Here is a 20,221-nt window from a genome sequence, read left to right as displayed (position 1 = left end):
GCTGGCTTGAGCCGCCCTTCTATGTGATACCAGACGTAACCTCAGCTTCAGGCATCTCGCCGGACGGACAACAGAGCAGACGCATGCAGACAGACGATCCCGCCGTTGCTGAAATCGTCGACTTCATCTCCGGCGAGGTCGGGGTCGATTCGAACCTGCTGACCCCCGAGACGCCGGTTTCCGAGCTCGGCATCTCCTCGCTCGACCTGATCGAGACCATCTTCAAGCTGGAAAGCCGCTTCGGCATCGAGATACCCAATGACGGCCCGCTGAGCGGCAATGACGTGACCGTCGGCACACTCGTCCAGCACGTCGCCGAGCTGCTCGCGGCGCAGAAGGCCAAGACCGCCTGATGCCGGCGCGCGTCGCCATCACCGGGCTCGGCTCCCTCTCGGCGCTGGGCCAGGATGTGCCGTCGCATCTGGCGGGCCTGCGCGCCGGCACGGTGGGCATCGGCGAGACGCAGGGCGTCGACGTCTCCACCATGAAGACCAAGATCTCGGCCGAGGTCCGCGGCTTCGTGCCGGAGGATCATTTCGATCCGCGCCAGCTCGGCCTGCTCGACCGCACGTCGCAATTCGCCGTCGTCGTCGCCCGGCAGGCGTTGGCCGACGCCGGCCCGGCGCTGGAGGGCGCGGCACGCCATCGCGCCGGCGCCATCTTCGCCGCCTCGGTCGGGTTCCACGCCGTCGACGACAGCTACCGCAAGCTCTATGCCGACAAGGCGCCGCGCCCGCACCCCTTCACCGTGCCGCGCGCCATGCCGAGCGGGCAGGTGAGCCATGTCACCATGGACCTCGGCATCCACGGCCCCTCCTTCTCCATCGCCTCGGCCTGCTCCTCGGCCTCGCACGCGATCGGCACCGCCTTCCACATGATCCGCTCCGGCATGCTGGACGTGGCGGTGGCCGGCGGCGCGGAATCGCAGATCACCTACGGCATGCTGAAGAGCTGGGAAGCCCTTCGGGTGCTCGCCCCCGATGGCTGCCATCCCTTCTCCAAGGACCGGGCCGGGCTCGTCATCGGCGAGGGCGGCGGCGCGGTGGTGCTGGAGAACATGGACCGCGCCATCGCCCGTGGCGCCACCATCCATGCCGAGCTGGTCGGCTTCGGCATGAGCGCCGACGGCATGGACATCACCGCCCCCGACATGGCGAGCGCCGCGGCCTCCATGCGCTTCGCGCTGGAGGATGCCGGCCTCGCACCGGAACAGGTCGGCTATGTGAGCGCCCATGGCACCGCCACGGTGCTCAACGACAAGACCGAGACGGCGGCGCTGCGCCATGTGTTCGGCGCTCATCTCGACAGGCTGCCGGTCTCCTCGTCGAAGTCGCAGTACGGCCATACGATGAACGCCTCGGGCGCGCTCGACCTCGTGACCACGGTTCTGGCTTTGCGCGAGGGCTTCCTGCCGCCGACCATGGGCTTCAACGAGGCCGACCCGGAATGTGACATCGACTGCGTGGCGAACGCCTCGCGCGAGGCGCCGATCGAGGTGGCGATTTCCTCCTCCTTCGCCTTCGGCGGCCTCAACGCCGTGCTGGCGGTGAGGCGGTACGAGGGGTGAGCCTCACGGCTCGACCCTGAACCCCTCGGCCAGCCCCTCCCCCACCAGCGCCGCGACCGCCGGCTTCGACGCCAACAGCCGCTCGCGGCAGAAGGCGGCGATCTCGCGCGGCAGGCGGCCGAGCTCCTGGCGGCGGGCGATCAAAGTGAGGTGCCGCGCCAGCCCCGGACCGGGCAGCGCATGGCAGGCGAGCCCGTCCAGCGGCACGGCGGCCTCGATCAGGCACAGCGGCGTGGTCACGGCGAAGCCGGCCCCATCCGCCACCGCCGCCGTCACCCCATAAGGCGTGTCGAACTCCAGCGGGCGCGGCAGTTCGAGCCGCAGCCGGCGCAGATGCCGCTCCACCTCCATGCCGGTCTTGGAGCGGGCGGAGAAGCGCACCAGCGGCACGGTGCGGGTCAGTTCCTCGATGTCGGCGACCCGCGAAGGCGCGGGCAGGTTCGCCGGCATCAGCAGCACATAGGGCTCGGTGAGCAGCGGCCAGCGCTCCAGCCCCTCGATCTCGTCGAGCGCGTCGGCACCGACCAACAGGTCGAGCTGGCGCGTCAGCAGCGCCCCGGCATGGGCGGCGGTGAGGCCGGAAAGCAGCGACACCTGCTCCGCCTTCTCGGCCAGGGCCCGCACCAGCGGCGCGATCAGCACGCGCGAGAGCGAATCCACGATCCCCGTGCGGATCAGCGGCAGCCGCGCCCGTTCCGCCTCGCGCAGCAGCGGCGCGATCTGCCGCGCCTCGGAGAGCAGCGCACTCGCCCGCTGGCGCAGCGCCCCGCCGGCGGCGGTGAGGGCGAGCGGCCGGGCGCTGCGGTCGAACAGCGCGACGCCCATGCGCCGCTCCATCTCGGCCACCGCCTGCGAGATCGCCGGCTGCGTCAGCCCGAGCCGGCGCGCCGCCTGCGCCATGGTGCCGGCGTCGCAGACGGCGAGGAACAGCTCCAGCGAACGCAGGTCGAAGGGAAGGGTGTCGGGCTGTGCCATGGCGCCGCTGGAGATTATAAGTGAAACTTATATTATCAGCGGATCGGCTCTCGCCTATAGCTCTCAGCCACATCCACGCCGATCCCGCCGAGCACTGCTCCCGATGCATTATTCCTGGCTCAGCATCCTCAAGAACGGCCTCACCGGGCAGAAGGGCTGGACGCCCGCCTGGCGCGACGCCGCGCCCAAGCCCTCCTATGACGTGATCATCGTCGGCGGCGGCGGCCACGGGCTGGCAACGGCCTACTATCTCGCCAAGGTCCACGGCATCCACAACGTGGCGGTGATCGAAAAGGGTTATATCGGCTCCGGCAATGCCGGGCGGAACACCACCATCATCCGCTCCAACTACCTGCTGCCGGGCAACGAGCCGTTCTACGAATGGTCGATGAAGCTCTGGGAAGGGCTGGAGCAGGAGCTGAACTACAACGCGATGGTCAGCCAGCGCGGCATCCTGAACCTCTTCCATTCCGACGCCCAGCGCGACGCCTATGCGCGGCGCGGCAATGCCATGCGGCTGGCGGGGGCGGATTCGGAGCTGCTGGACCAGCGGCAGGTGCGGGCCATGTACCCGTTCCTCGACTTCGACAATACCCGTTTCCCCGTACAGGGCGGCCTGCTCCAGCGCCGCGGCGGCACCGCCCGCCACGACGCGGTGGTCTGGGGCTATGCCCGTGCCGCCGACCGGCTCGGCGTCGACATCATCCAGAACTGCGAGGTCACGGGCTTCCTGCGCGAGGGCGAGGCGATCGTCGGCGTCGAGACCTCCCGCGGGCCGATCCGTTCGGCCAAGGTGGGCCTTGCGGTCGCCGGCTCGTCCTCGCGCGTGGCACAGAAGGCCGGCCTTCGCCTGCCGATCGAGAGCCACGTCCTGCAGGCCTTCGTCTCCGAGGGGCTGAAGCCGCTGATCGACGGCGTCATCACCTTCGGCGCCGGGCATTTCTACATCTCGCAGTCCGACAAGGGCGGCCTCGTCTTCGGCGGCGACATCGACGGCTACAATAGCTACGCCCAGCGCGGCAACCTCCCCGTGATCGAGGACGTCGCCGAGAGCGGCATGGCGCTGATGCCCCGCATCGGCCGGCTGCGGCTGCTGCGCATGTGGGGCGGCATCATGGACATGTCGATGGACGGCTCGCCCATCATCGACCGCGCGCCGGTGCCCGGCCTCTATCTCAATGCCGGCTGGTGCTATGGCGGCTTCAAGGCCACCCCGGCCTCGGGCTGGTGCTTCGCGCATCTGCTGGCGAAGGACGAATTCCACGATGTCGGCGGCGCCTACCGGCTCGACCGCTTCCGCACCGGCCATCTCATCGACGAGAAGGGAGTCGGCGCCCAGCCGAACCTGCACTGATGCGCATTCCCTGCCCCTATTGCGGCGAGCGCGACGCCCACGAGTTCGCCTATCTCGGCGACGCCACGCCGGCGCGGCCCGATCCCGCCGCCGAGGACGCGGAGCAGCGCTTCCACGACTACGTCTACCTGCGCGACAACCCGGCCGGCGCCCACATCGAGTGGTGGTACCACGCCAATGGCTGCCGCCAGTGGCTGAAGGTCGAGCGCGACACCCGCACCCATGCCATCGCCGGCGCCCGCGCCGCGCGCGAGGCCGACACGCCGGCGGGAGACGCCGCATGAGCCGCGCCCAGCGCAACCGTCTCGATGCCGGCGGCCTGATCGACCGCTCGCAGGTGCTCGACTTCTTCTTCGACGGCCGCCGCTATCGTGGCCATGCCGGCGACACGCTGGCCTCGGCGCTGCTGGCGAACGGCGTGCGCCTGGTCGGCCGCTCGTTCAAGTACCATCGCCCGCGCGGCATCTTCTCCGCCGGCGCGGAGGAGCCGAACGCGCTGGTCGAGCTGCGCGACGGCGGCCGGCGCGAGCCCAACACCCGCGCCACCGTCGCCGAGCTCTATGACGGGCTGGAGGCGACCAGCCAGAACCGCTGGCCCTCGCTCGGCCTCGACGTGCTGAGCGTGAACCGGCTCGTTTCGCCCTTCCTCGGCGCCGGCTTCTATTACAAGACCTTCATGTGGCCGGCGAAGGCGTGGGAGAAGCTCTACGAGCCCTTCATCCGCCGCGCCGCCGGCCTCGGCCGCGCAGCCGAAGGCAATGACCCCGACCATTATGAGAAGGCCACCACCTTCTGCGACGTGCTGGTGATCGGCGCCGGCCCGGCCGGGCTGATGGCGGCGCTCGCCGCCGGGCGCACCGGCGCCCGCGTCATCCTCGCCGACGAGGACTTCCTGCCCGGCGGTCGCCTGAATGCCGAGGTCCACGAGATCGGCGGGCAGCCGGGCGCCGCCTACGCCGCCCATGTCGCCGCCGAGCTGGCGAGCCTGCCCAATGTGCGGGTGATGCCTCGCACCACCGTGTTCGGCGTCTATGACGGCGGCACCTATGGCGCGCTGGAGAAGGTGGGCGATCATCTGCGCGTGCCGGCGCCCTTCCAGCCGCGCCACAGGTTCTGGCGTATCGTGGCGCGGCGCGCCGTGCTGGCGGCCGGCGCCACCGAGCGGCCCATCGTCTTCGGCGGCAATGACCGACCGGGCGTGATGCTGGCCGGCGCGGTCGGCACCTATGTGCAGCGCTTCGCCGTGCGGCCGGGCCGACACGTCGCCCTCTTCGCCAATAACGACGCCGCCTGGCGCGGCATGCTGGCGGCGCAGGCCGCCGGCGCCAATGTCGAGGCCATCGTCGATGTGCGCGGCGACGTTGCCTCAGTGCTGACCGAGGCTGCGAAGGCGAAGGGCATCCGGATCTTCACCGGCGCGCGCGTGATCGCCACCCACGGCAAGAAGCTGCGCACCATCGACGTCGCCGCCTCCGGGCGCGGGCGCGAAACGCTCTATATCGACACGCTCGCCGTCTCCGGCGGCTGGTCGCCGGCCGTCCACCTCACCTGCCATCACGGCGGCAAGCCGGTGTGGAACGAGGCCGTCGCGGCCTTCGTGCCCGGCAGCACGCCGCCCGGCCTCGCGGTCGCCGGCGCGGCGAATGGCAGCTTCGCCCTGGGCGCCATCCTGAAGGAAGGCGCGCAGCAGGGCGCCGAAGCCGCGGAGGCGCTCGGCTTCCCGGTGCCGCCGCTCGACGTGCCGCATACGAGCGAGGAAAGCACCGCCCTCAAGCCCTTCTGGCATGTGGCGGACTCGAAGGGGGCCGCCTTCGTCGACCTGCAGAACGACGTCACCGCCAAGGATGTCGGCATCGCCCATCGCGAGGGCTTCCGCTCGGTCGAGCATCTCAAGCGTTATACGACGCTCGGCATGGCGACCGACCAGGGCCGCACCTCCAATGTCACCGGCCTCGCCATCATGGCCGAGCTGACCGGCGCTTCCATCGCCGAGACCGGCACGACGATCTTCCGCCCGCCCTACACGCCCGTCTCCCTGGGCGCGCTGGCCGGGCATCACCGGGGCAAGGATTTTCGCCCCGTGCGCCTGACGCCCACCCATGAATGGGCGGCCAGGCAGGGCGCGGTCTTCGTCGAGACCGGCCCGTGGCTGCGCGCGCAATATTTCCCGCGCAAGGGCGAGAAGGACTGGCTGGAGACCGTCACCCGCGAGGTCAAGGCGGTGCGCTCGTCGGTCGGGCTGATCGACGTCTCGACCTTCGGCAAGATCGACCTGCAAGGCCCGGACGTCGGCGCCTTCCTCGACCGCGTCTACATCAACACCTTCTCGACACTTGCCGTCGGCAAGGCGCGCTACGGCGTCATGCTGCGCGAGGACGGCATGGTGATGGACGACGGCACCACCGCCCGGCTGGCGCCCGAGCACTATGTGATGACCACGACCACGGCGAACGCCGCCAAGGTCTTCCAGCATCTCGAATTCTGCCTGCAGGTGCTGTGGCCGGAACTCGACGTCTCGCTCGCCTCGGTCTCCGAGCACTGGGCGCAGATCGCCATCGCCGGCCCGGTGGCGCGCACCGTGCTGTCCCGCGTCGTCGACAAGGGCGTCGATGTGTCCGATGCCGCCCTGCCCTTCATGGGCGCGATCGAAGGCACGGTGATGGGCGGGGTGAAGGCGCGCCTCTTCCGCCTCTCCTTCTCCGGCGAGCTCGGCTATGAGATCGCCGTGCCGGCCCGGCAGGGAGCGAAGCTGGCGCAGGCGCTGATGCAGGCCGGCCACGAATACGGCATCACCCCCTACGGCACCGAGGCGCTCGGCGTGATGCGCATCGAGAAGGGCCACGTCTCCGGCAACGAATTGTCCGGCCAGACCACGGCCGGCGATCTCGGCCTCGGCCGCATGGCCTCGGCCAAGAAGGATTATATTGGCCGCGTCATGGCCGGCCGGCCGGGCCTCGTCGACCCCGACCGCCCGAGCCTCGTCGGCTTCCGGCCGGCGGACCGGACGAAGCGCCTGCGCGCAGGCGCGCATTTCCTCGGCCTCGGCGCGCCGGCCGACACGGCGCATGACGAGGGCTACATGACCTCCGTCGCCTATTCACCGCAGCTCGGCCACTGGATCGGCCTCGGCCTGCTCAAGGGCGGGGCGAAACGCATCGGCGACCGGGTGCGCGCCTATGACCCGGTGCGCGGCGAGGAATTTGAGCTAGAGGTCTGCGCGCCGGCCTTCATCGATCCGCAAGGGGAGCGTCTGCGTGGCTGACCGTTCGTCTCACGACCCTCTCGCCGGGATCGCCTTCGACCGGCTGCCGCCGGCCGGCGCCTATGGCGTCGCGGGCGAGCCGGGCGTGGTCGCCTCCATCGCCGAGCCCTTCGTCGCCCTCGTCGTCGCCCGGCCGGGCAAGGCGGCGAGCGTGGTCGACCGCCTGAACCGCGCCTTCTCGGTCACGCTGGCCGACCGCCCGCACGCCGCCATCGAGGGCAACACCACCGTCATCGGCACCGCGCCGGGCCGCTTCCTCGTGCTGTCGCGCACCGACGCCGACCTCTTCGGCACGCTGCGCGCCATCCTTGGCACCGAGGCCATGGTGACAGAGCAGAGCGACGGCAATGTCACCTTTAGCGTCACTGGTGACAGGGCGCCGGACATGCTCGCCAAGGGAGCGTTGATAGACCTCGATCCGGTCGCCTTCCATGTGGGCGACGCTGCCACCACCGTCATCGCCCATATCGGCGTGACGCTGTGGCGGAGCGGCGAGAAGAACTGGCGGGTGCTGGTGGGGCGCAGCTATGAGGCGAGCTTCACCCGTTTCCTGATCGCCAGCGCCGCCGAATACGGTCTGCGTCTGGAAAACCAGGGTTCTGAGGGACGAGGTTGAGGGCGGCGCGCCGCGCGCTTCCCCTGACACCTCATCTCCCTTAAAACCGCGCCGCCGGCGCTGCGACGAGATCGACATGACCGATATGACCGAGCCCTACGTCCTCACCCTCTCCTGCCCCGACCGCCCCGGCATCGTCGCCGCAGTGGCGAGCTTCCTGTTCGAGCGCGGCGGCAACATCCTGGAAGCGCAGCAGTTCGACGACACGGAGAGCGGCCGCTTCTTCATGCGCGTCGTGTTCGACCGCGCTGCCGATTCCGGGGCCATCGCGGAGCTGAAGGCGGAATTCGAGGCGGTGGCGGAGAAGTTCGCGCTGAACTGGCGCCTGCGCGGGCGCAACCAGAAGCGCCGGGTGATGCTGCTGGTCTCCAAGTTCGACCACTGCCTCGCTGACCTGCTCTATCGCTGGCGCATCGGCGAGATCCCGATGGAGATCGCCGGCATCATCGCCAATTACCCGCGCGAGACCTACGCCCATCTCGATTTCGCGGACATCCCGTTCCATTATCTGCCGGTCACCAAGCAGACCAAGATGGAGCAGGAAGCCCAGCTTTGGGAGCTGTTCCAGAAGTCCGGCGCCGAAGTGGCGGTGCTCGCCCGCTACATGCAGGTGCTGTCGGACGGGCTCTCGGCCAAGCTTTCGGGGCGCTGCATCAACATCCACCACTCCTTCCTGCCCGGCTTCAAGGGCGCCAAGCCCTATCACCAGGCGCATGAGCGCGGGGTGAAGCTGATCGGCGCCACCGCCCATTACGTCACCTCCGACCTCGACGAAGGCCCGATCATCGAGCAGGACGTGGAGCGGATCAGTCACCAGGACACCGCTGATGACCTGGTGCGCAAGGGCCGCGACATCGAGCGCCGCGTGCTCGCGCGGGCGCTGGCCTGGCATCTCGACGACCGTGTGCTGCTAAACGGCCACCGCACCGTCGTTTTCCGCGACTGAGGGGGCGAAGCATGGTCGAGACCCGGATCATCGACGGCAAGGCCTTCGCGGAGAAGCTGCGCAAGCGCGTGGCGAGCGAGGTGACCGCCTTCCACGCCGCGACCGGCGTGACGCCGGGCCTCGCGGTGGTGCTGGTCGGCGAGGATCCGGCCAGCTCCGTCTATGTGCGCAACAAGGGCAAGCAGACTGTGGAGGCCGGCATGGCCTCCATCGAGCACAAGCTGCCGGCGAGCACCACGCAGGCCGAACTGCTGGCGCTGATCGCCACGCTCAACACCGAGAAGGAAGTGCACGGCATCCTCGTGCAGCTTCCCCTGCCCGGCCATATCGACGCGCAGGCGGTGCTGTCCACCATCGACCCGGCCAAGGACGTCGACGGTTTCCACGTCGTCAATGCCGGCCGGCTCGCGGTGGGTATCGACGCGCTGGTGCCCTGCACGCCGCTCGGCTGCGTGATGCTGCTCAAGGATGCACTCGGCTCGCTCGCCGGGCTGGAGGCGGTGGTGGTCGGGCGCTCCAACATCGTCGGCAAGCCGCTGGCGCAGCTCCTGCTGCGCGAGGACTGCACCGTCACGATCGCCCACTCGCGCACCCGCGACCTACCCGAGGTGTGCCGGCGCGCCGACATCCTCATCGGCGCAGTGGGCCGGCCGGAGATGATCCGCGGCGACTGGATCAAGCCGGGCGCCACCGTGATCGACGTCGGCATCAACCGGATCACGGGGCCGAACGGCAAGCACCGGCTGGTGGGCGACGTGGCTTTCGAGGAAGCGCAAGGCATCGCCGGCGCCATCACCCCTGTCCCCGGTGGCGTCGGCCCGATGACCATCGCCTGCCTGCTGGCGAACACACTGACGGCGGCGAAGCGGCAGGTGGGTTCCTAGACCCGCGGCATGCGGTTCCATGCGTCGAGGCCGGCGATCTTGTAGGCCTCGGCGAGCGTTGGGTAGTTGAACGTGTTCTCGATGAAATAGTCGATCGTGCCCTTCAGGTTGAGCACCGCCTGGCCGATGTGGATCAGCTCGGTCGCGCCCTCGCCGACGATGTGCACGCCGAGCAGACGGCGCGTCTTCACCGAGAAGATCATCTTCATCATGCCGTTGCTCAGCCCCATGATGTGGCCGCGCGAGGTCTCGCGGAAGCGGGCGATGCCGCACTCATAGGGGATCTCGCGCTTGCGCACCTCCTCCTCGCTCATGCCGACCGTCGACATCTCCGGCACCGAATAGATGCCATAGGGGAAGAACTCCGGCGGCGGAGGCGGCTCCAGGCCGAAGGCGTGGCAGGCGGCGACGCGGCCCTGCTCCATCGAGGTGGAGGCGAGGCTGGGGAAGCCGATCACGTCGCCGGCGGCGTATATGTGCGGCACCTCGGTCTGCAGCGTCTTCGGATCGACCTTCAGCCGCCCGCGATGGTCGACGTTAAGCCCCGCCGCGTCGAGGTTCAGCCGGTCGGTGGCGCCGACGCGGCCGGCGGCGAAGAGCAGCATGTCCGCCTGCACGGTGCGCCCGTCAGCCAGCTTGCACACCGGGCGTTCATCGGGGCCGAGTGTGATCGAGGTGACCGCCGCGCCGAGGCGCAGGCCGACATTGCGGTCGCGCAGCTCATGGGTGAATTCCTCGATCAGCTCCTTGTCGATGAAGTCGAGGAAGCTCGTGCGCGGCTCTATGAGCGTCACCGCGACATCCAGTGCGCTGAAGATCGTGGCGTATTCGACCCCAATCACCCCGGCGCCGATCACCGCCAGGCTGCGCGGCAGCTTGGGCAGGTCGACGATCTCGTCGCTGTCGAACACAGTCATGCCGTTGAACGGCACGTAATCCGGGCGGAACGGCTTGGTGCCCACGGCAATGAGGACGTGCTCGCCGGTCACCGTCTCGATCTCGCCGGTCTCGCCGGTGATCTCGATGGTGTGCGGGTCGAGGAAGCGCGCCTCGCCGCGCGCGTTCTTCACCCCGTTGCGCGCGAACTGATGCTCCAGCACCTCGACCTCGTGGTCGAGCGTCTTGTGCAGCCGCGCCATCAGGTCACCGGCGCCGATGTCCTGCTTTACCCGGTAGGCGCGGCCATAAAAGCCGCGCTCGCGCCAGCCGGAGAGGTTCAGCACCGTCTCGCGCAGCGTCTTCGAGGGGATGGTACCGGTGTGGACCGAGACGCCGCCGACGCGGCGGCCCTTCTCGATCACCAGCACCGACTTGCCGATCTTGGCGGACTGCACGGCGGCGCGGCGCCCGGAGGGACCGCTGCCGATGACGATCATGTCGTAGTCGTACATGGAGGACGCCGGACCATTGGGGCAGCAGGATCGCCGCCCATCGATGCACGATGAATGCCAAGCTTCGATGACGGTCGATTGCACCCGAAGGCTTGGCTTTTGCTCTGCGAGACTTGGCTTTTGCCGGCGAAAGGGCTCCCATGGTCCGGTCGAAAAGGGAGCCAGACTTGACCGACACGTCCCGCAGGCCGGCCGCCAAGGCAGAGACGACGAATGAGGATCTCAGCACCGGGTCGGGCGCGCCGCTCGTCAATGAGCGCACGCTGGAGCAGGCGCTCGGCCAGCAGGTGCGCGCGGTGCGGCGCGAGCTCGAGCTCACCGTCTCCGACCTCGCCAGCGCGGCCGGCATTTCGGTCGGCATGCTGTCGAAGATCGAGAACGGGCTGATCTCGCCCTCCCTCGCCACGCTGCAGGCGATCTCCAGCGCGCTCAACGTGCCGATCTCGACCCTGTTCACCACCTTCGAGGAAAAGCGAGACTGCTCCTATGTGCCCGCCGGCCAGGGCGTGCGCATCGAGCGGCGCGGCACCAAGGTCGGGCACCAGTACGAGCTGCTCGGCCATGCGCTCGGCGGCGACGTGGTGGTCGAGCCCTACCTGATCACGCTGAGCGAGGAGGCGGTGTCCTATACCGGCTTCCGCCATGCCGGGGTGGAGTTCATCCACATGCTCTCCGGCGAGGTGATCTACCGCCACGGCGACCGCACCTACCACCTTCGCCCCGGCGATTCGTTGCTGTTCGATTCCGCCGCCAATCACGGGCCGGAGGAATTGCTGGTGCGGCCGATGACCTATTTGTCGATCATCATCTATCCGCGCCAGCCGGGGTAACCCGTCTCCCGTCGCTGTCATCCCGGACGGCTGCAGGCCGATCCGGGATCGCAAGCCAATCGGAGAGCGATCCCGCTCTCGGCTTCGCCTCCGGCCGGGATGACGACAGAAATGGGATCGGCACCGAAGTTTCTTCCTAAGAAAATTATATTCCCTTACATTGACGTCCCGCCCCACCTCGCCTACAAGGATCGGGACCCCCTCTCCTGCCCCGGAGTTCCGCCATGTGCGGCATTGTCGGCCTGTTCCTGAAGGACAAGAAGCTCGAACCCGAGCTCGGCGCCATGGTGGCGCAGATGCTCGACGTCATGTGCGACCGCGGGCCGGATTCGGCCGGCTTCGCCGTCTATGGCGCCGGCATGCCGGGCTTCGTGAAGCTCACTTTGCGCGGCCCCGCCGGCACGGACTTTTCCGCCCTCGGCGCCGCGATCGGCCATCTCGTCACCCCGCGCGACACCCACGCGGTGCTGAGCGTGCCGGTGGCGGAAGAAGCCACCGTGCGCGCGGCGCTGGCCCGCATCGCCCCTGACGTCCGCGTGGTCGGTGCCGGCGCCCGCATGGAGCTCTACAAGGAGGTCGGCCTGCCCGCCGACGTCGCCAAGCGCTTCAAGCTGGAGACCATGTCCGGCACCCATGCCATCGGCCATACCCGCATGGCGACCGAGAGCGCGGTGACCACCGACGGCGCCCATCCCTTCTCCACCGGCCCGGACCAGTGCCTGGTGCATAACGGCTCGCTGTCGAACCACGCCGGCGTGCGCCGCCTGCTCGCCCGCGAGGGGCTGCCGGTGACCACCGAGAACGACAGCGAGGTCGCCGCGGCCTACCTCACCTACCGCATGCGCGGCGGCGACAGCCTCGGTGAGGCGCTGGAGCACTCGCTCGACGACCTCGACGGCTTCTACACCTTCGTCGTCGGCACCGAGTCCGGCTTCGGCGTGCTGCGCGACCCCATCGCCTGCAAGCCCGCCGTCATGGCCGAGACCGACGGCTACGTCGCCTTCGGCTCCGAGTACCGAGCTCTCGCCGGCCTGCCGGGCATCGAGAGCGCCCGCGTCTTCGAGCCTGAACCCGCCAAGGTCTATTTCTGGGACCGCGCCGCGTGACCCTCGCCATGGATCGCCCCATGACTGCCCCGACCGCCGACGCTACTTTCTTCGATCTCGCGGCCGCACCGCTGCGCGAGCTCAACTCCGCCCTGCACAAGCTTTCCGCCGACACCAATGAGACCTATTGGAAGGTCGCCAACCCCGCCGGCCGCCACGCCGTCGCCGCCGGGCTCGACGTGCCCGTCACCGTCGAGATCGACGGGCCCGTCGGTTACTACTGCGGCGGCATGAACAAGCAGGCGCGCATCATCGTCAACGGCAATGCCGGCGTGGGCGTCGCCGAGAACATGATGAGCGGCCTCGTCCATGTGAAGGGCGACGCCAGCCAGGCGGCCGGCGCCACCGCCCATGGCGGCCTCCTCATCATCGACGGCAACGCCTCGGCGCGCTGCGGCATCTCGATGAAGGGAATCGACATCGTGGTGAAGGGCTCGGTCGGCCATATGAGCGCCTTCATGGCGCAGGCCGGTACCCTCACCGTGCTGGGCGACGCCGGCGACGCGCTGGGCGACTCTCTCTATGAAGCCAAGCTCTTCGTGCGCGGCTCGGTCGCCGGCCTCGGGGCCGACTGCATCGAGAAGGAGATGCGCGAGGAGCACAAGGCGCTGCTGGCCGCCAAGCTGGAGGCCGCCGGCATCCTCGGCGAGGTCGATATAGGCGAGTTCCGCCGCTACGGTTCGGCCCGCACGCTCTATCATTTCCACGTCGACAACGTGTCGAGCTACTGAGGTGGACATGTCGGACCACAGCAACATTCCGCGCACCAAACCCCGCGCGTCCGCCACCTTCGACGACTACACGCTATCGGAAATCCGCCGCGCCGCGGCGACCGGCATCTACGACATCCGCGGCGCCGGTGCGAAGCGCAAGGTCCCGCATTTCGACGACCTGCTCTTCCTCGGCGCCTCCATGTCGCGCTATCCGCTGGAAGGCTATCGCGAGAAGTGCTCGACGGAGGTCGTGCTCGGCACCCGCTTCGCCAAGAAGCCGATCGAGCTGAAGATCCCGATCACCATTGCCGGAATGAGCTTCGGCTCGCTCTCGGCCAATGCCAAGGAAGCGCTCGGACGTGGCGCCTCGGCCATGGGCACCTCGACCACCACCGGCGACGGCGGCATGACCAATGAGGAGCGCGGGCACTCCATCCAGCTCGTCTACCAGTACCTGCCCTCGCGCTATGGCATGAACCCCGACGACCTCAAGCGCGCCGACGCCATCGAGGTGGTGGTCGGCCAGGGCGCCAAGCCCGGCGGCGGCGGCATGCTGCTCGGCCAGAAGATCACCGAGCGCGTCGCCGCCATGCGCACGCTGCCCGTCGGCATCGACCAGCGCTCCGCCTGCCGCCACCCCGACTGGACCGGGCCGGACGACCTCGAGATCAAGATCGAGGAGCTGCGCGAGATCACCGACTGGGAGAAGCCGATCTATGTGAAGGTCGGCGCCGCCCGCCCCTATTACGATACGGCGCTGGCCGTGAAGTCGGGCGCGGACGTGGTGGTCGTCGACGGCATGCAGGGTGGCACCGCGGCGACGCAGGAGATCTTCATCGAGCATGTCGGCATCCCGACGCTGGCCGCCGTCCGGCAGGCGGTGAAGGCGTTGCAGGACCTCGGCATGCACCGCAAGGTGCAGCTCATCGTCTCCGGCGGCATCCGCAACGGTGCCGACGTGGCGAAAGCCCTGGCGCTCGGCGCCGACGCGGTGGCGATCGGCACGGCGGCGCTGGTGGCGCTCGGTGACAATGATCCGCACTACCAGGCCGAATACGAGGCGCTGGGCACCACTGCCGGCGCCTATGACGACTGGCACGAGGGTCGCGACCCCGCCGGCATCACCACGCAGGACCCGGCGCTGATGGCGCGGCTCGATCCCGTCGCCGCCGGCCGCCGGCTCGCCAACTACCTCGCCGTGCTGACGCTGGAGTGCCAGACCATCGCCCGCGCCTGCGGCAAGAGCCACGTCCACAATCTCGAGCCCGAGGATCTGGTGGCGCTCACCATCGAGGCCGCCGCCATGGCCCAGGTGCCGCTCGCCGGCACCGACTGGGTGCCGGGCAGGAATGGAAGCTTCTGAAGATCATCAAACCCCGCGCCTCGGCGCGGGGTTTGCACGTCACGACCACCAACGAGCCCGCAACGGGCCGGGGAACAGCACGGGACCGGATTGAACCATGGCGAACGACCTCGCGCATGCCGCCAAAGAGCTCGGCATCAAGTATTTCCTGATCTCCTATGTCGACCTGTTCGGCGGGCTGCGGGCCAAGCTGGTCCCGGCCGCTGCCATCGGCGGCATGCAGAAGGCGGGCGCGGGCTTCGCCGGCTTCGCCACCTGGCTCGACATGACGCCGGCCGACGCGGACCTGTTCGCCGTTCCCGACCCGGACAGCCTGATCCAGCTGCCGTGGAAGCCGGAGGTCGCATGGCTCGCCTCGGACCTCGTCATGAATGACGAACTGGTGGCGCAGGCCCCGCGCAACCTGCTCAAGACCACCATGCTGGGCGCCGATTCCATCGGCTACCAGATGAAGACCGGCGTCGAGTGCGAGTTCTTCCTGACGACGCCGGATGGCTCCAAGATCTCCGACGGCGCCGACAACGCCACCAAGCCCTGCTACGACCAGTCCGCCCTGATGCGCCGCTACGACGTCATCAAGGAGATCTGCGACAGCATGCTCACTCTGGGCTGGGGCCCGTACCAGAACGACCACGAGGACGCCAACGGCCAGTTCGAGATGAACTGGAACTTCGGCGACGCGCTCATCACCGCCGACCGGCACGTCTTCTTCAAGTTCATGGCCCGCTCGATCGCGGAGAAGCACGGGCTGCGCGCCACCTTCATGCCCAAGCCCTTCATCGACCTCACCGGCTCGGGCTGCCACATGCACACCTCGCTGTGGTCGGGCGACGCCAATGTGTTCGAGGACGAGGCCGGCGAGCTCGGCCTGTCGGACATCGGCTACAATTTCATCGGCGGACTGATCCATTCGGCCGACGCGCTATGCGCCATCACCAACCCGACGGTGAACTCCTACAAGCGCATCAACGCCCCGCGCACGGTCTCCGGCGCCACCTGGGCGCCGAACACCATCACCTATACCGGCAACAATCGCACCCACATGATCCGCATCCCCGATGCGGGCCGGCTGGAGCTGCGCCTGCCGGACGGGGCGGCGAACCCCTATCTCATGCCGGCCGCCGTGCTCGCCGCCGGCCTCGACGGCGTGCAGAACCAACGCGATCCCGGCAAGCGCCTCGACATCAACATGTACACGGACGGCCACAAGGTGCGCGGCGCCAAGAAGCTGCCGCTGAACCTGCTCGACGCCCTGCGGGCGCTGGAAAAGAGCTCCGTGCTGCGCAACGCGCTCGGCGCGCCCTTCATCGACGGCTACATCAAGCTGAAGACCGAGGAATGGAACGCTTATTCGCGCCACCTGACCCAGTGGGAGCGCGACAACACGCTGGATATCTGACACAGGAGTTGCTAACTGGGCACGACCATCCATGGTGGAAATACTTGCGTGCTCGGGGACAACCATTGCGACATCACGTACTGATTACGGGAACAGGCCGTGCTGGCACGTCTTTCCTAGTTCAACTTCTTACCAATCTGGGGTTGAACACCGGCTACGCCACAGACAACTTCATCCTCGATCCTATCGCTCGTGCAGGGCTCGAATTCGACGCGCGGGATGCGAATGCTCCCTACATCGTCAAAAGCCCCTGGATCTGCGACTACATCGAGGAGCTTCTGGAGGACGTTTCGGTCCGGATTGACCACGTCATCATTCCGGTCCGGAATTTCGAGGCCGCCGCGGCCAGCCGCGCCTATGTGCAGAAGATCAATACGGGCGTCGAGGATGGCTCGAGGCCCGTGCCAGGCGGTCTCTGGCACACAGAGAAGGCGTCGGACCAGATCGGCGTCCTTCAGCAGCGCTTTACCCGGCTGGTCGAGCAGCTCGTCCGCTTCGACGTCGAGACGACGTTCATCTGGTATCCCCGCCTCACGCAGGATGCGGCCTATCTCCGCTCGAAGCTGGCCAAGGCGCTGCCAATGCCGGACCAGAAGACCTTCGAAGAGGTCTTCACCAGGACCATCCGCCCGGAATGGGTGCATCAGTTCGGCGCTACGGATCGGACGATGGCGGTATGATCCGCGGTTGAGGCCGCTTAGTCCCGCACTGAGAACGGCACCACGTCGCGCCGGTCGGGATCGAGCACGATCTCGCGGTCGAGCGGCGGGAAGGCGCGCTCGGGGCATGAGGCGCGTGGGCAGATGCGGCAATTGACTCCGAGCGGCGCGACCGCCGCCGACTTCAGGTCCAGCCCGTCGGCATAGACGAGCTCGCCCGCATAGGAGATCTCGCAGCCTATGCCGAGCGCGAAGCGGCGCTCGCGCGCACCGTAGCGGGTCGCCGGCTTCGAGGTGCCGCGCGCGAGGCACAGATAGCGCACCCCGTCCGGCATCTCGCCGACCTGCACCAGCGTGCGCGAGGGCTGCTCGAACGCCTCGTGCACGTTCCACACCGGGCAGGCGCCGCCATAGCGGGCGAACTGGAAGCGCGTGGCGCTGTGGCGCTTGATGACGTTGCCGGCGCGGTCGACCTTGAGGAAATAGAACGGCACGCCCTTCTCGCCCGGCCGCTGCAACGTCGAAAGCCGGTGGCAGACCTGTTCCAGGCTCGCCCCGGTTATCGCCGCCAGAATGTCGAGGTCGTGCCGCCTCTCCCGCGCGAGGCGCGCGAAGCGGCGATAGGGCAGCATCAGCGCCCCGGCATAGTAGTTCTGTAGCGACAGCCGGCAAACTTCGCGCGCGGTGGCGCTGCGGAAGCCGGCATCGATGACGTGCTGGTCGATAAGGTCGCTCTGCTCGAAGCGGGCGATCAGCGCGGCGAGGCGGAAGGCCTGGCTGGCGCGGTCGAGCGTGCGCGAGAGCGTCGCCACGCGCCGATGGCGATCATAGGCGACGAGCGGCGCGTCGAGCGCGTCGGCGGGCGCCATGTCGACGACGATGTCGTGCCTCTGGCGCAGATGCTGCGCCAGCACCGCCACAGCATCCTCGCGGGCGAACAGGTCGAGCGCGGCGTTGCGCTCCTCCGCCGCCCGGTCGAGCCCGTCGACATAATTGTCGATGTAGTGGAAATGGTCGCGCACCTCCTCATAGGGTGCGGGGTTGCGCGCTTCCCCGTCGACCTCCCGCGCGACCGACACCACCGCGTCGTCCAGCGCGGCGCGTCGCTCGTCCAGCCGGCGCAGCGCGCCGTGCAGGCGCAGGAAGGCGTGCGCGAAGGCGGGGGCGTGGGTGGTGGCGTTCTTCAGGTCCTGGAGGCTCGGCTCCAGTCCACGAAACACCGGATCGGCCAGCGCCTCGCGCAGGTCAGCGACGATGCGGTCGAGGTCGTCGGCGCCGAAGCGGGTGATGTCGAGGTCGAAGGTGCGGCTGATGGCGAGCAGAACCGCGGCGGTGACCGGGCGCTGGTTGCTCTCGATCTGGTTGATGTAGCTCGGCGACAGCGACAGCCGCCGGGCGAAGTCGATCTGCGTCAGCCCGAGCCGCTCGCGCACATTGCGCACCGCGTGTCCGGCGAACACCTTCTTCGACATGCCGGCCATGGTCGCCGCTTGCGTCCCGTCATCGATTTTGTGAAAATTTTACAATTTTACGATCCGCATTTTCACAGCTTAAGTTTTGCCCCGCAAGGGCCTAGAACATTCGCCGAATACCGCGCGCCGCGAACGCCGAGGGAACCGCCCGATGAAGCACATTCTCGACGAGCTCGAACAGCGCCGCGCCGGTGCCCGCCTGGGCGGCGGGGAGAAGCGCATCGAGGCGCAGCACAGGCGCGGCAAGCTCACCGCGCGCGAGCGCATCGAACTGCTGCTCGACACCGGCTCCTTCGAGGAGTTCGACAGCTTCGTGCAGCATCGCTGCACCGATTTCGGCATGGAGAAGTCGAAGATCCCCGGCGACGGCGTCGTCACCGGCTGGGGCACGGTGAACGGCCGGCAGGTCTTCGTCTTCGCCAAGGACTTCACCGTGTTCGGCGGCTCGCTGTCGGAAGCCCACGCGGCGAAGATCACCAAGATCCAGGACCTGGCGCTCAAGACCCGCGCGCCGATCATCGGCCTGTTCGACGCCGGCGGCGCCCGCATCCAGGAGGGCGTGGCGGCGCTCGGTGGCTATGGCGAGGTGTTCAAGCGCAACGTACTGGCCTCCGGCGTCATCCCGCAGATCTCGGTCATCATGGGTCCCTGCGCCGGCGGCGACGTCTATTCGCCGGCGATGACCGACTTCATCTTCATGGTGCGCGACACCTCCTACATGTTCGTCACCGGCCCGGACGTGGTGAAGACCGTCACCAACGAGACCGTCACCTCCGATGAGCTCGGCGGCGCCAAGGTGCACACGACCCGCTCCTCGGTCGCCGACGGCGCCTATGACAATGACGTCGAGTGCCTGCTGCAGATGCGCCGGCTGATCGACTTCCTGCCGGAGAACAACCTCTCCGGCGTGCCCTCCTGGCCGAGCTTCGACGATGGCGAGCGCATCGACGCCTCGCTCGACACGCTCGTCCCCGATAACCCGAACAAGCCCTACGACATGAAGGAGCTGATCGGAAAAGTCGTCGACGAGGGCGACTTCTTCGAGATCCAGGAAGCCTTCGCCCGCAACATCGTCACCGGCTTCGGCCGGGTCGAGGGGCGCACGGTCGGCATCGTCGCCAACCAGCCCATGGTGCTGGCCGGCGTGCTCGACGCCGACGCCTCGCGCAAGGCCGCCCGCTTCGTGCGCTTCTGCGACGCCTTCGAGATCCCGATCCTCACCTTCGTCGACGTGCCCGGCTTCCTGCCTGGCACGGCGCAGGAATATGGCGGCCTGATCAAGCACGGCGCCAAGCTGCTCTTCGCTTACTCGCAGGCGACGGTGCCGCTCGTCACGCTCATCACCCGCAAGGCCTTCGGCGGCGCCTATGACGTCATGGCCTCCAAGCATATCGGCGGCGACGTGAACTATGCCTGGCCGACGGCGCAGATCGCGGTGATGGGCGCGAAGGGGGCGGTGGAGATCATCTTCCGCGCCGACATCGACGATCCCGAGAAGATCGCCGCGCGGACGAAGGAGTACGAGCAGCGCTTCCTCTCGCCCTTCGTGGCGGCCGAGCGCGGCTATATCGACGAGGTGATCACGCCGCGCTCGACGCGCAAGCGCATCGCCCGCGCGCTCGCCATGCTCGCCTCGAAAAGGATCGAGGCGCCGATGAAGAAGCACGACAACCTGCCGCTCTGA

Annotated in this window: 18 protein-coding genes; 15 read left to right on the top strand and 3 right to left on the bottom strand. The window is 68.3% G+C overall.

Annotated elements, in window-relative coordinates; genetic code table 11:
• The first annotated feature begins 83 nt into the window (after positions 1–83).
• Complete coding sequence (locus tag SNOV_RS02375; RefSeq protein WP_013165307.1) at positions 84–353, top strand: acyl carrier protein; 270 nt, start codon at positions 84–86, stop codon at positions 351–353.
• On the top strand, positions 353–1,567 hold the full coding sequence (locus tag SNOV_RS02370; RefSeq protein WP_013165306.1) for a beta-ketoacyl-[acyl-carrier-protein] synthase family protein: 1,215 nt from the start codon (positions 353–355) through the stop codon (positions 1,565–1,567). The genes SNOV_RS02375 and SNOV_RS02370 overlap by 1 nt, the downstream gene beginning before the upstream one ends.
• A gap of 3 nt (positions 1,568–1,570) precedes the next feature.
• Here the strand turns inward: SNOV_RS02370 and SNOV_RS02365 are convergent, their stop codons facing one another.
• The gene (locus tag SNOV_RS02365; RefSeq protein WP_013165305.1) at positions 1,571–2,542 is read right to left on the bottom strand and encodes a LysR family transcriptional regulator; all 972 of its coding nucleotides are present in this window, start codon (positions 2,540–2,542) and stop codon (positions 1,571–1,573) included.
• A 103-nt stretch (positions 2,543–2,645) separates the two neighbouring features.
• Between SNOV_RS02365 and SNOV_RS02360 the strand changes: the two genes are divergently transcribed.
• The 6 genes from SNOV_RS02360 to folD all read left to right on the top strand — a co-directional run bounded on the left by SNOV_RS02360 (position 2,646) and on the right by folD (position 9,604).
• Positions 2,646–3,896, top strand: coding sequence for a sarcosine oxidase subunit beta family protein (locus SNOV_RS02360; RefSeq protein ID WP_013165304.1), 1,251 nt, complete (start codon positions 2,646–2,648; stop codon positions 3,894–3,896).
• Complete coding sequence (locus SNOV_RS02355) at positions 3,896–4,180, top strand: sarcosine oxidase subunit delta (protein ID WP_013165303.1); 285 nt, start codon at positions 3,896–3,898, stop codon at positions 4,178–4,180. The genes SNOV_RS02360 and SNOV_RS02355 overlap by 1 nt, the downstream gene beginning before the upstream one ends.
• Positions 4,177–7,158, top strand: coding sequence for a sarcosine oxidase subunit alpha family protein (locus SNOV_RS02350; protein WP_013165302.1), 2,982 nt, complete (start codon positions 4,177–4,179; stop codon positions 7,156–7,158). Before SNOV_RS02355 ends, SNOV_RS02350 begins: the two co-directional genes overlap by 4 nt.
• The gene (locus SNOV_RS02345) at positions 7,151–7,774 is read left to right on the top strand and encodes a sarcosine oxidase subunit gamma (RefSeq protein ID WP_013165301.1); all 624 of its coding nucleotides are present in this window, start codon (positions 7,151–7,153) and stop codon (positions 7,772–7,774) included. The genes SNOV_RS02350 and SNOV_RS02345 overlap by 8 nt, the downstream gene beginning before the upstream one ends.
• A gap of 76 nt (positions 7,775–7,850) precedes the next feature.
• Positions 7,851–8,720: a formyltetrahydrofolate deformylase gene (gene purU / locus SNOV_RS02340; protein WP_013165300.1), complete on the top strand. Its 870-nt coding sequence runs from the start codon at positions 7,851–7,853 to the stop codon at positions 8,718–8,720.
• Between the two features lie 11 nt (positions 8,721–8,731).
• On the top strand, positions 8,732–9,604 hold the full coding sequence (folD, locus tag SNOV_RS02335) for a bifunctional methylenetetrahydrofolate dehydrogenase/methenyltetrahydrofolate cyclohydrolase FolD (RefSeq protein WP_013165299.1): 873 nt from the start codon (positions 8,732–8,734) through the stop codon (positions 9,602–9,604).
• Here the strand turns inward: folD and sthA are convergent.
• Positions 9,601–10,995, bottom strand: a complete 1,395-nt coding sequence (sthA, locus tag SNOV_RS02330; protein WP_013165298.1) for a Si-specific NAD(P)(+) transhydrogenase — start codon at positions 10,993–10,995, stop codon at positions 9,601–9,603. The genes folD and sthA overlap by 4 nt on opposite strands.
• 140 nt (positions 10,996–11,135) lie before the next feature.
• Between sthA and SNOV_RS02325 the strand changes: the two genes are divergently transcribed.
• From SNOV_RS02325 to SNOV_RS22485, 6 genes are all read left to right on the top strand, one after another.
• Positions 11,136–11,825, top strand: a complete 690-nt coding sequence (locus tag SNOV_RS02325) for a helix-turn-helix domain-containing protein (protein ID WP_013165297.1) — start codon at positions 11,136–11,138, stop codon at positions 11,823–11,825.
• Positions 11,826–12,049: 224 nt separating this feature from the next.
• Positions 12,050–12,931, top strand: a complete 882-nt coding sequence (locus SNOV_RS02320) for a class II glutamine amidotransferase (protein ID WP_013165296.1) — start codon at positions 12,050–12,052, stop codon at positions 12,929–12,931.
• A gap of 20 nt (positions 12,932–12,951) precedes the next feature.
• Entirely contained in the window at positions 12,952–13,662 is a 711-nt protein-coding gene (locus SNOV_RS02315; protein ID WP_013165295.1) for a GltB/FmdC/FwdC-like GXGXG domain-containing protein, read from the top strand.
• 7 nt (positions 13,663–13,669) lie between these two features.
• On the top strand, positions 13,670–15,007 hold the full coding sequence (locus SNOV_RS02310; protein ID WP_013165294.1) for an FMN-binding glutamate synthase family protein: 1,338 nt from the start codon (positions 13,670–13,672) through the stop codon (positions 15,005–15,007).
• A gap of 97 nt (positions 15,008–15,104) precedes the next feature.
• Entirely contained in the window at positions 15,105–16,406 is a 1,302-nt protein-coding gene (gene glnT / locus SNOV_RS02305) for a type III glutamate--ammonia ligase (RefSeq protein WP_013165293.1), read from the top strand.
• A 143-nt stretch (positions 16,407–16,549) separates the two neighbouring features.
• Complete coding sequence (locus SNOV_RS22485; RefSeq protein ID WP_049785680.1) at positions 16,550–17,086, top strand: hypothetical protein; 537 nt, start codon at positions 16,550–16,552, stop codon at positions 17,084–17,086.
• Positions 17,087–17,103: 17 nt separating this feature from the next.
• Here SNOV_RS22485 and SNOV_RS02295 read toward each other — a convergent pair whose 3' ends face one another.
• Positions 17,104–18,546 carry a helix-turn-helix domain-containing protein gene (locus SNOV_RS02295; protein WP_013165291.1) on the bottom strand — a complete coding sequence of 481 codons (1,443 nt, stop codon included), beginning with the start codon at positions 18,544–18,546 and terminating at the stop codon, positions 17,104–17,106.
• Between the two features lie 142 nt (positions 18,547–18,688).
• Between SNOV_RS02295 and SNOV_RS02290 the strand changes: the two genes are divergently transcribed.
• Positions 18,689–20,221, top strand: a complete 1,533-nt coding sequence (locus SNOV_RS02290; protein ID WP_013165290.1) for an acyl-CoA carboxylase subunit beta — start codon at positions 18,689–18,691, stop codon at positions 20,219–20,221.

The organism is Ancylobacter novellus DSM 506 (assembly GCF_000092925.1).
Lineage (GTDB): Bacteria > Pseudomonadota > Alphaproteobacteria > Rhizobiales > Xanthobacteraceae > Ancylobacter > Ancylobacter novellus.
This window is presented reverse-complemented; position numbering and strand designations above follow the sequence as displayed.

Excerpts from the sequence above, each read along its gene's own strand:
- SNOV_RS02375 (WP_013165307.1), top strand. The coding sequence starts at position 84 with ATGCAGACAGACGATCCCGCCGTTGCTGAAATCGTCGACTTCATCTCC.
- SNOV_RS02370 (WP_013165306.1), top strand. The coding sequence starts at position 353 with ATGCCGGCGCGCGTCGCCATCACCGGGCTCGGCTCCCTCTCGGCGCTG.
- SNOV_RS02365 (WP_013165305.1), bottom strand. The coding sequence starts at position 2,542 with ATGGCACAGCCCGACACCCTTCCCTTCGACCTGCGTTCGCTGGAGCTG.
- SNOV_RS02360 (WP_013165304.1), top strand. The coding sequence starts at position 2,646 with ATGCATTATTCCTGGCTCAGCATCCTCAAGAACGGCCTCACCGGGCAG.
- SNOV_RS02355 (WP_013165303.1), top strand. The coding sequence starts at position 3,896 with ATGCGCATTCCCTGCCCCTATTGCGGCGAGCGCGACGCCCACGAGTTC.
- SNOV_RS02350 (WP_013165302.1), top strand. The coding sequence starts at position 4,177 with ATGAGCCGCGCCCAGCGCAACCGTCTCGATGCCGGCGGCCTGATCGAC.
- purU (WP_013165300.1), top strand. The coding sequence starts at position 7,851 with ATGACCGATATGACCGAGCCCTACGTCCTCACCCTCTCCTGCCCCGAC.
- folD (WP_013165299.1), top strand. The coding sequence starts at position 8,732 with ATGGTCGAGACCCGGATCATCGACGGCAAGGCCTTCGCGGAGAAGCTG.
- sthA (WP_013165298.1), bottom strand. The coding sequence starts at position 10,995 with ATGTACGACTACGACATGATCGTCATCGGCAGCGGTCCCTCCGGGCGC.
- SNOV_RS02325 (WP_013165297.1), top strand. The coding sequence starts at position 11,136 with ATGGTCCGGTCGAAAAGGGAGCCAGACTTGACCGACACGTCCCGCAGG.
- SNOV_RS02320 (WP_013165296.1), top strand. The coding sequence starts at position 12,050 with ATGTGCGGCATTGTCGGCCTGTTCCTGAAGGACAAGAAGCTCGAACCC.
- SNOV_RS02315 (WP_013165295.1), top strand. The coding sequence starts at position 12,952 with ATGACTGCCCCGACCGCCGACGCTACTTTCTTCGATCTCGCGGCCGCA.
- SNOV_RS02310 (WP_013165294.1), top strand. The coding sequence starts at position 13,670 with ATGTCGGACCACAGCAACATTCCGCGCACCAAACCCCGCGCGTCCGCC.
- glnT (WP_013165293.1), top strand. The coding sequence starts at position 15,105 with ATGGCGAACGACCTCGCGCATGCCGCCAAAGAGCTCGGCATCAAGTAT.
- SNOV_RS02295 (WP_013165291.1), bottom strand. The coding sequence starts at position 18,546 with ATGGCCGGCATGTCGAAGAAGGTGTTCGCCGGACACGCGGTGCGCAAT.
- SNOV_RS02290 (WP_013165290.1), top strand. The coding sequence starts at position 18,689 with ATGAAGCACATTCTCGACGAGCTCGAACAGCGCCGCGCCGGTGCCCGC.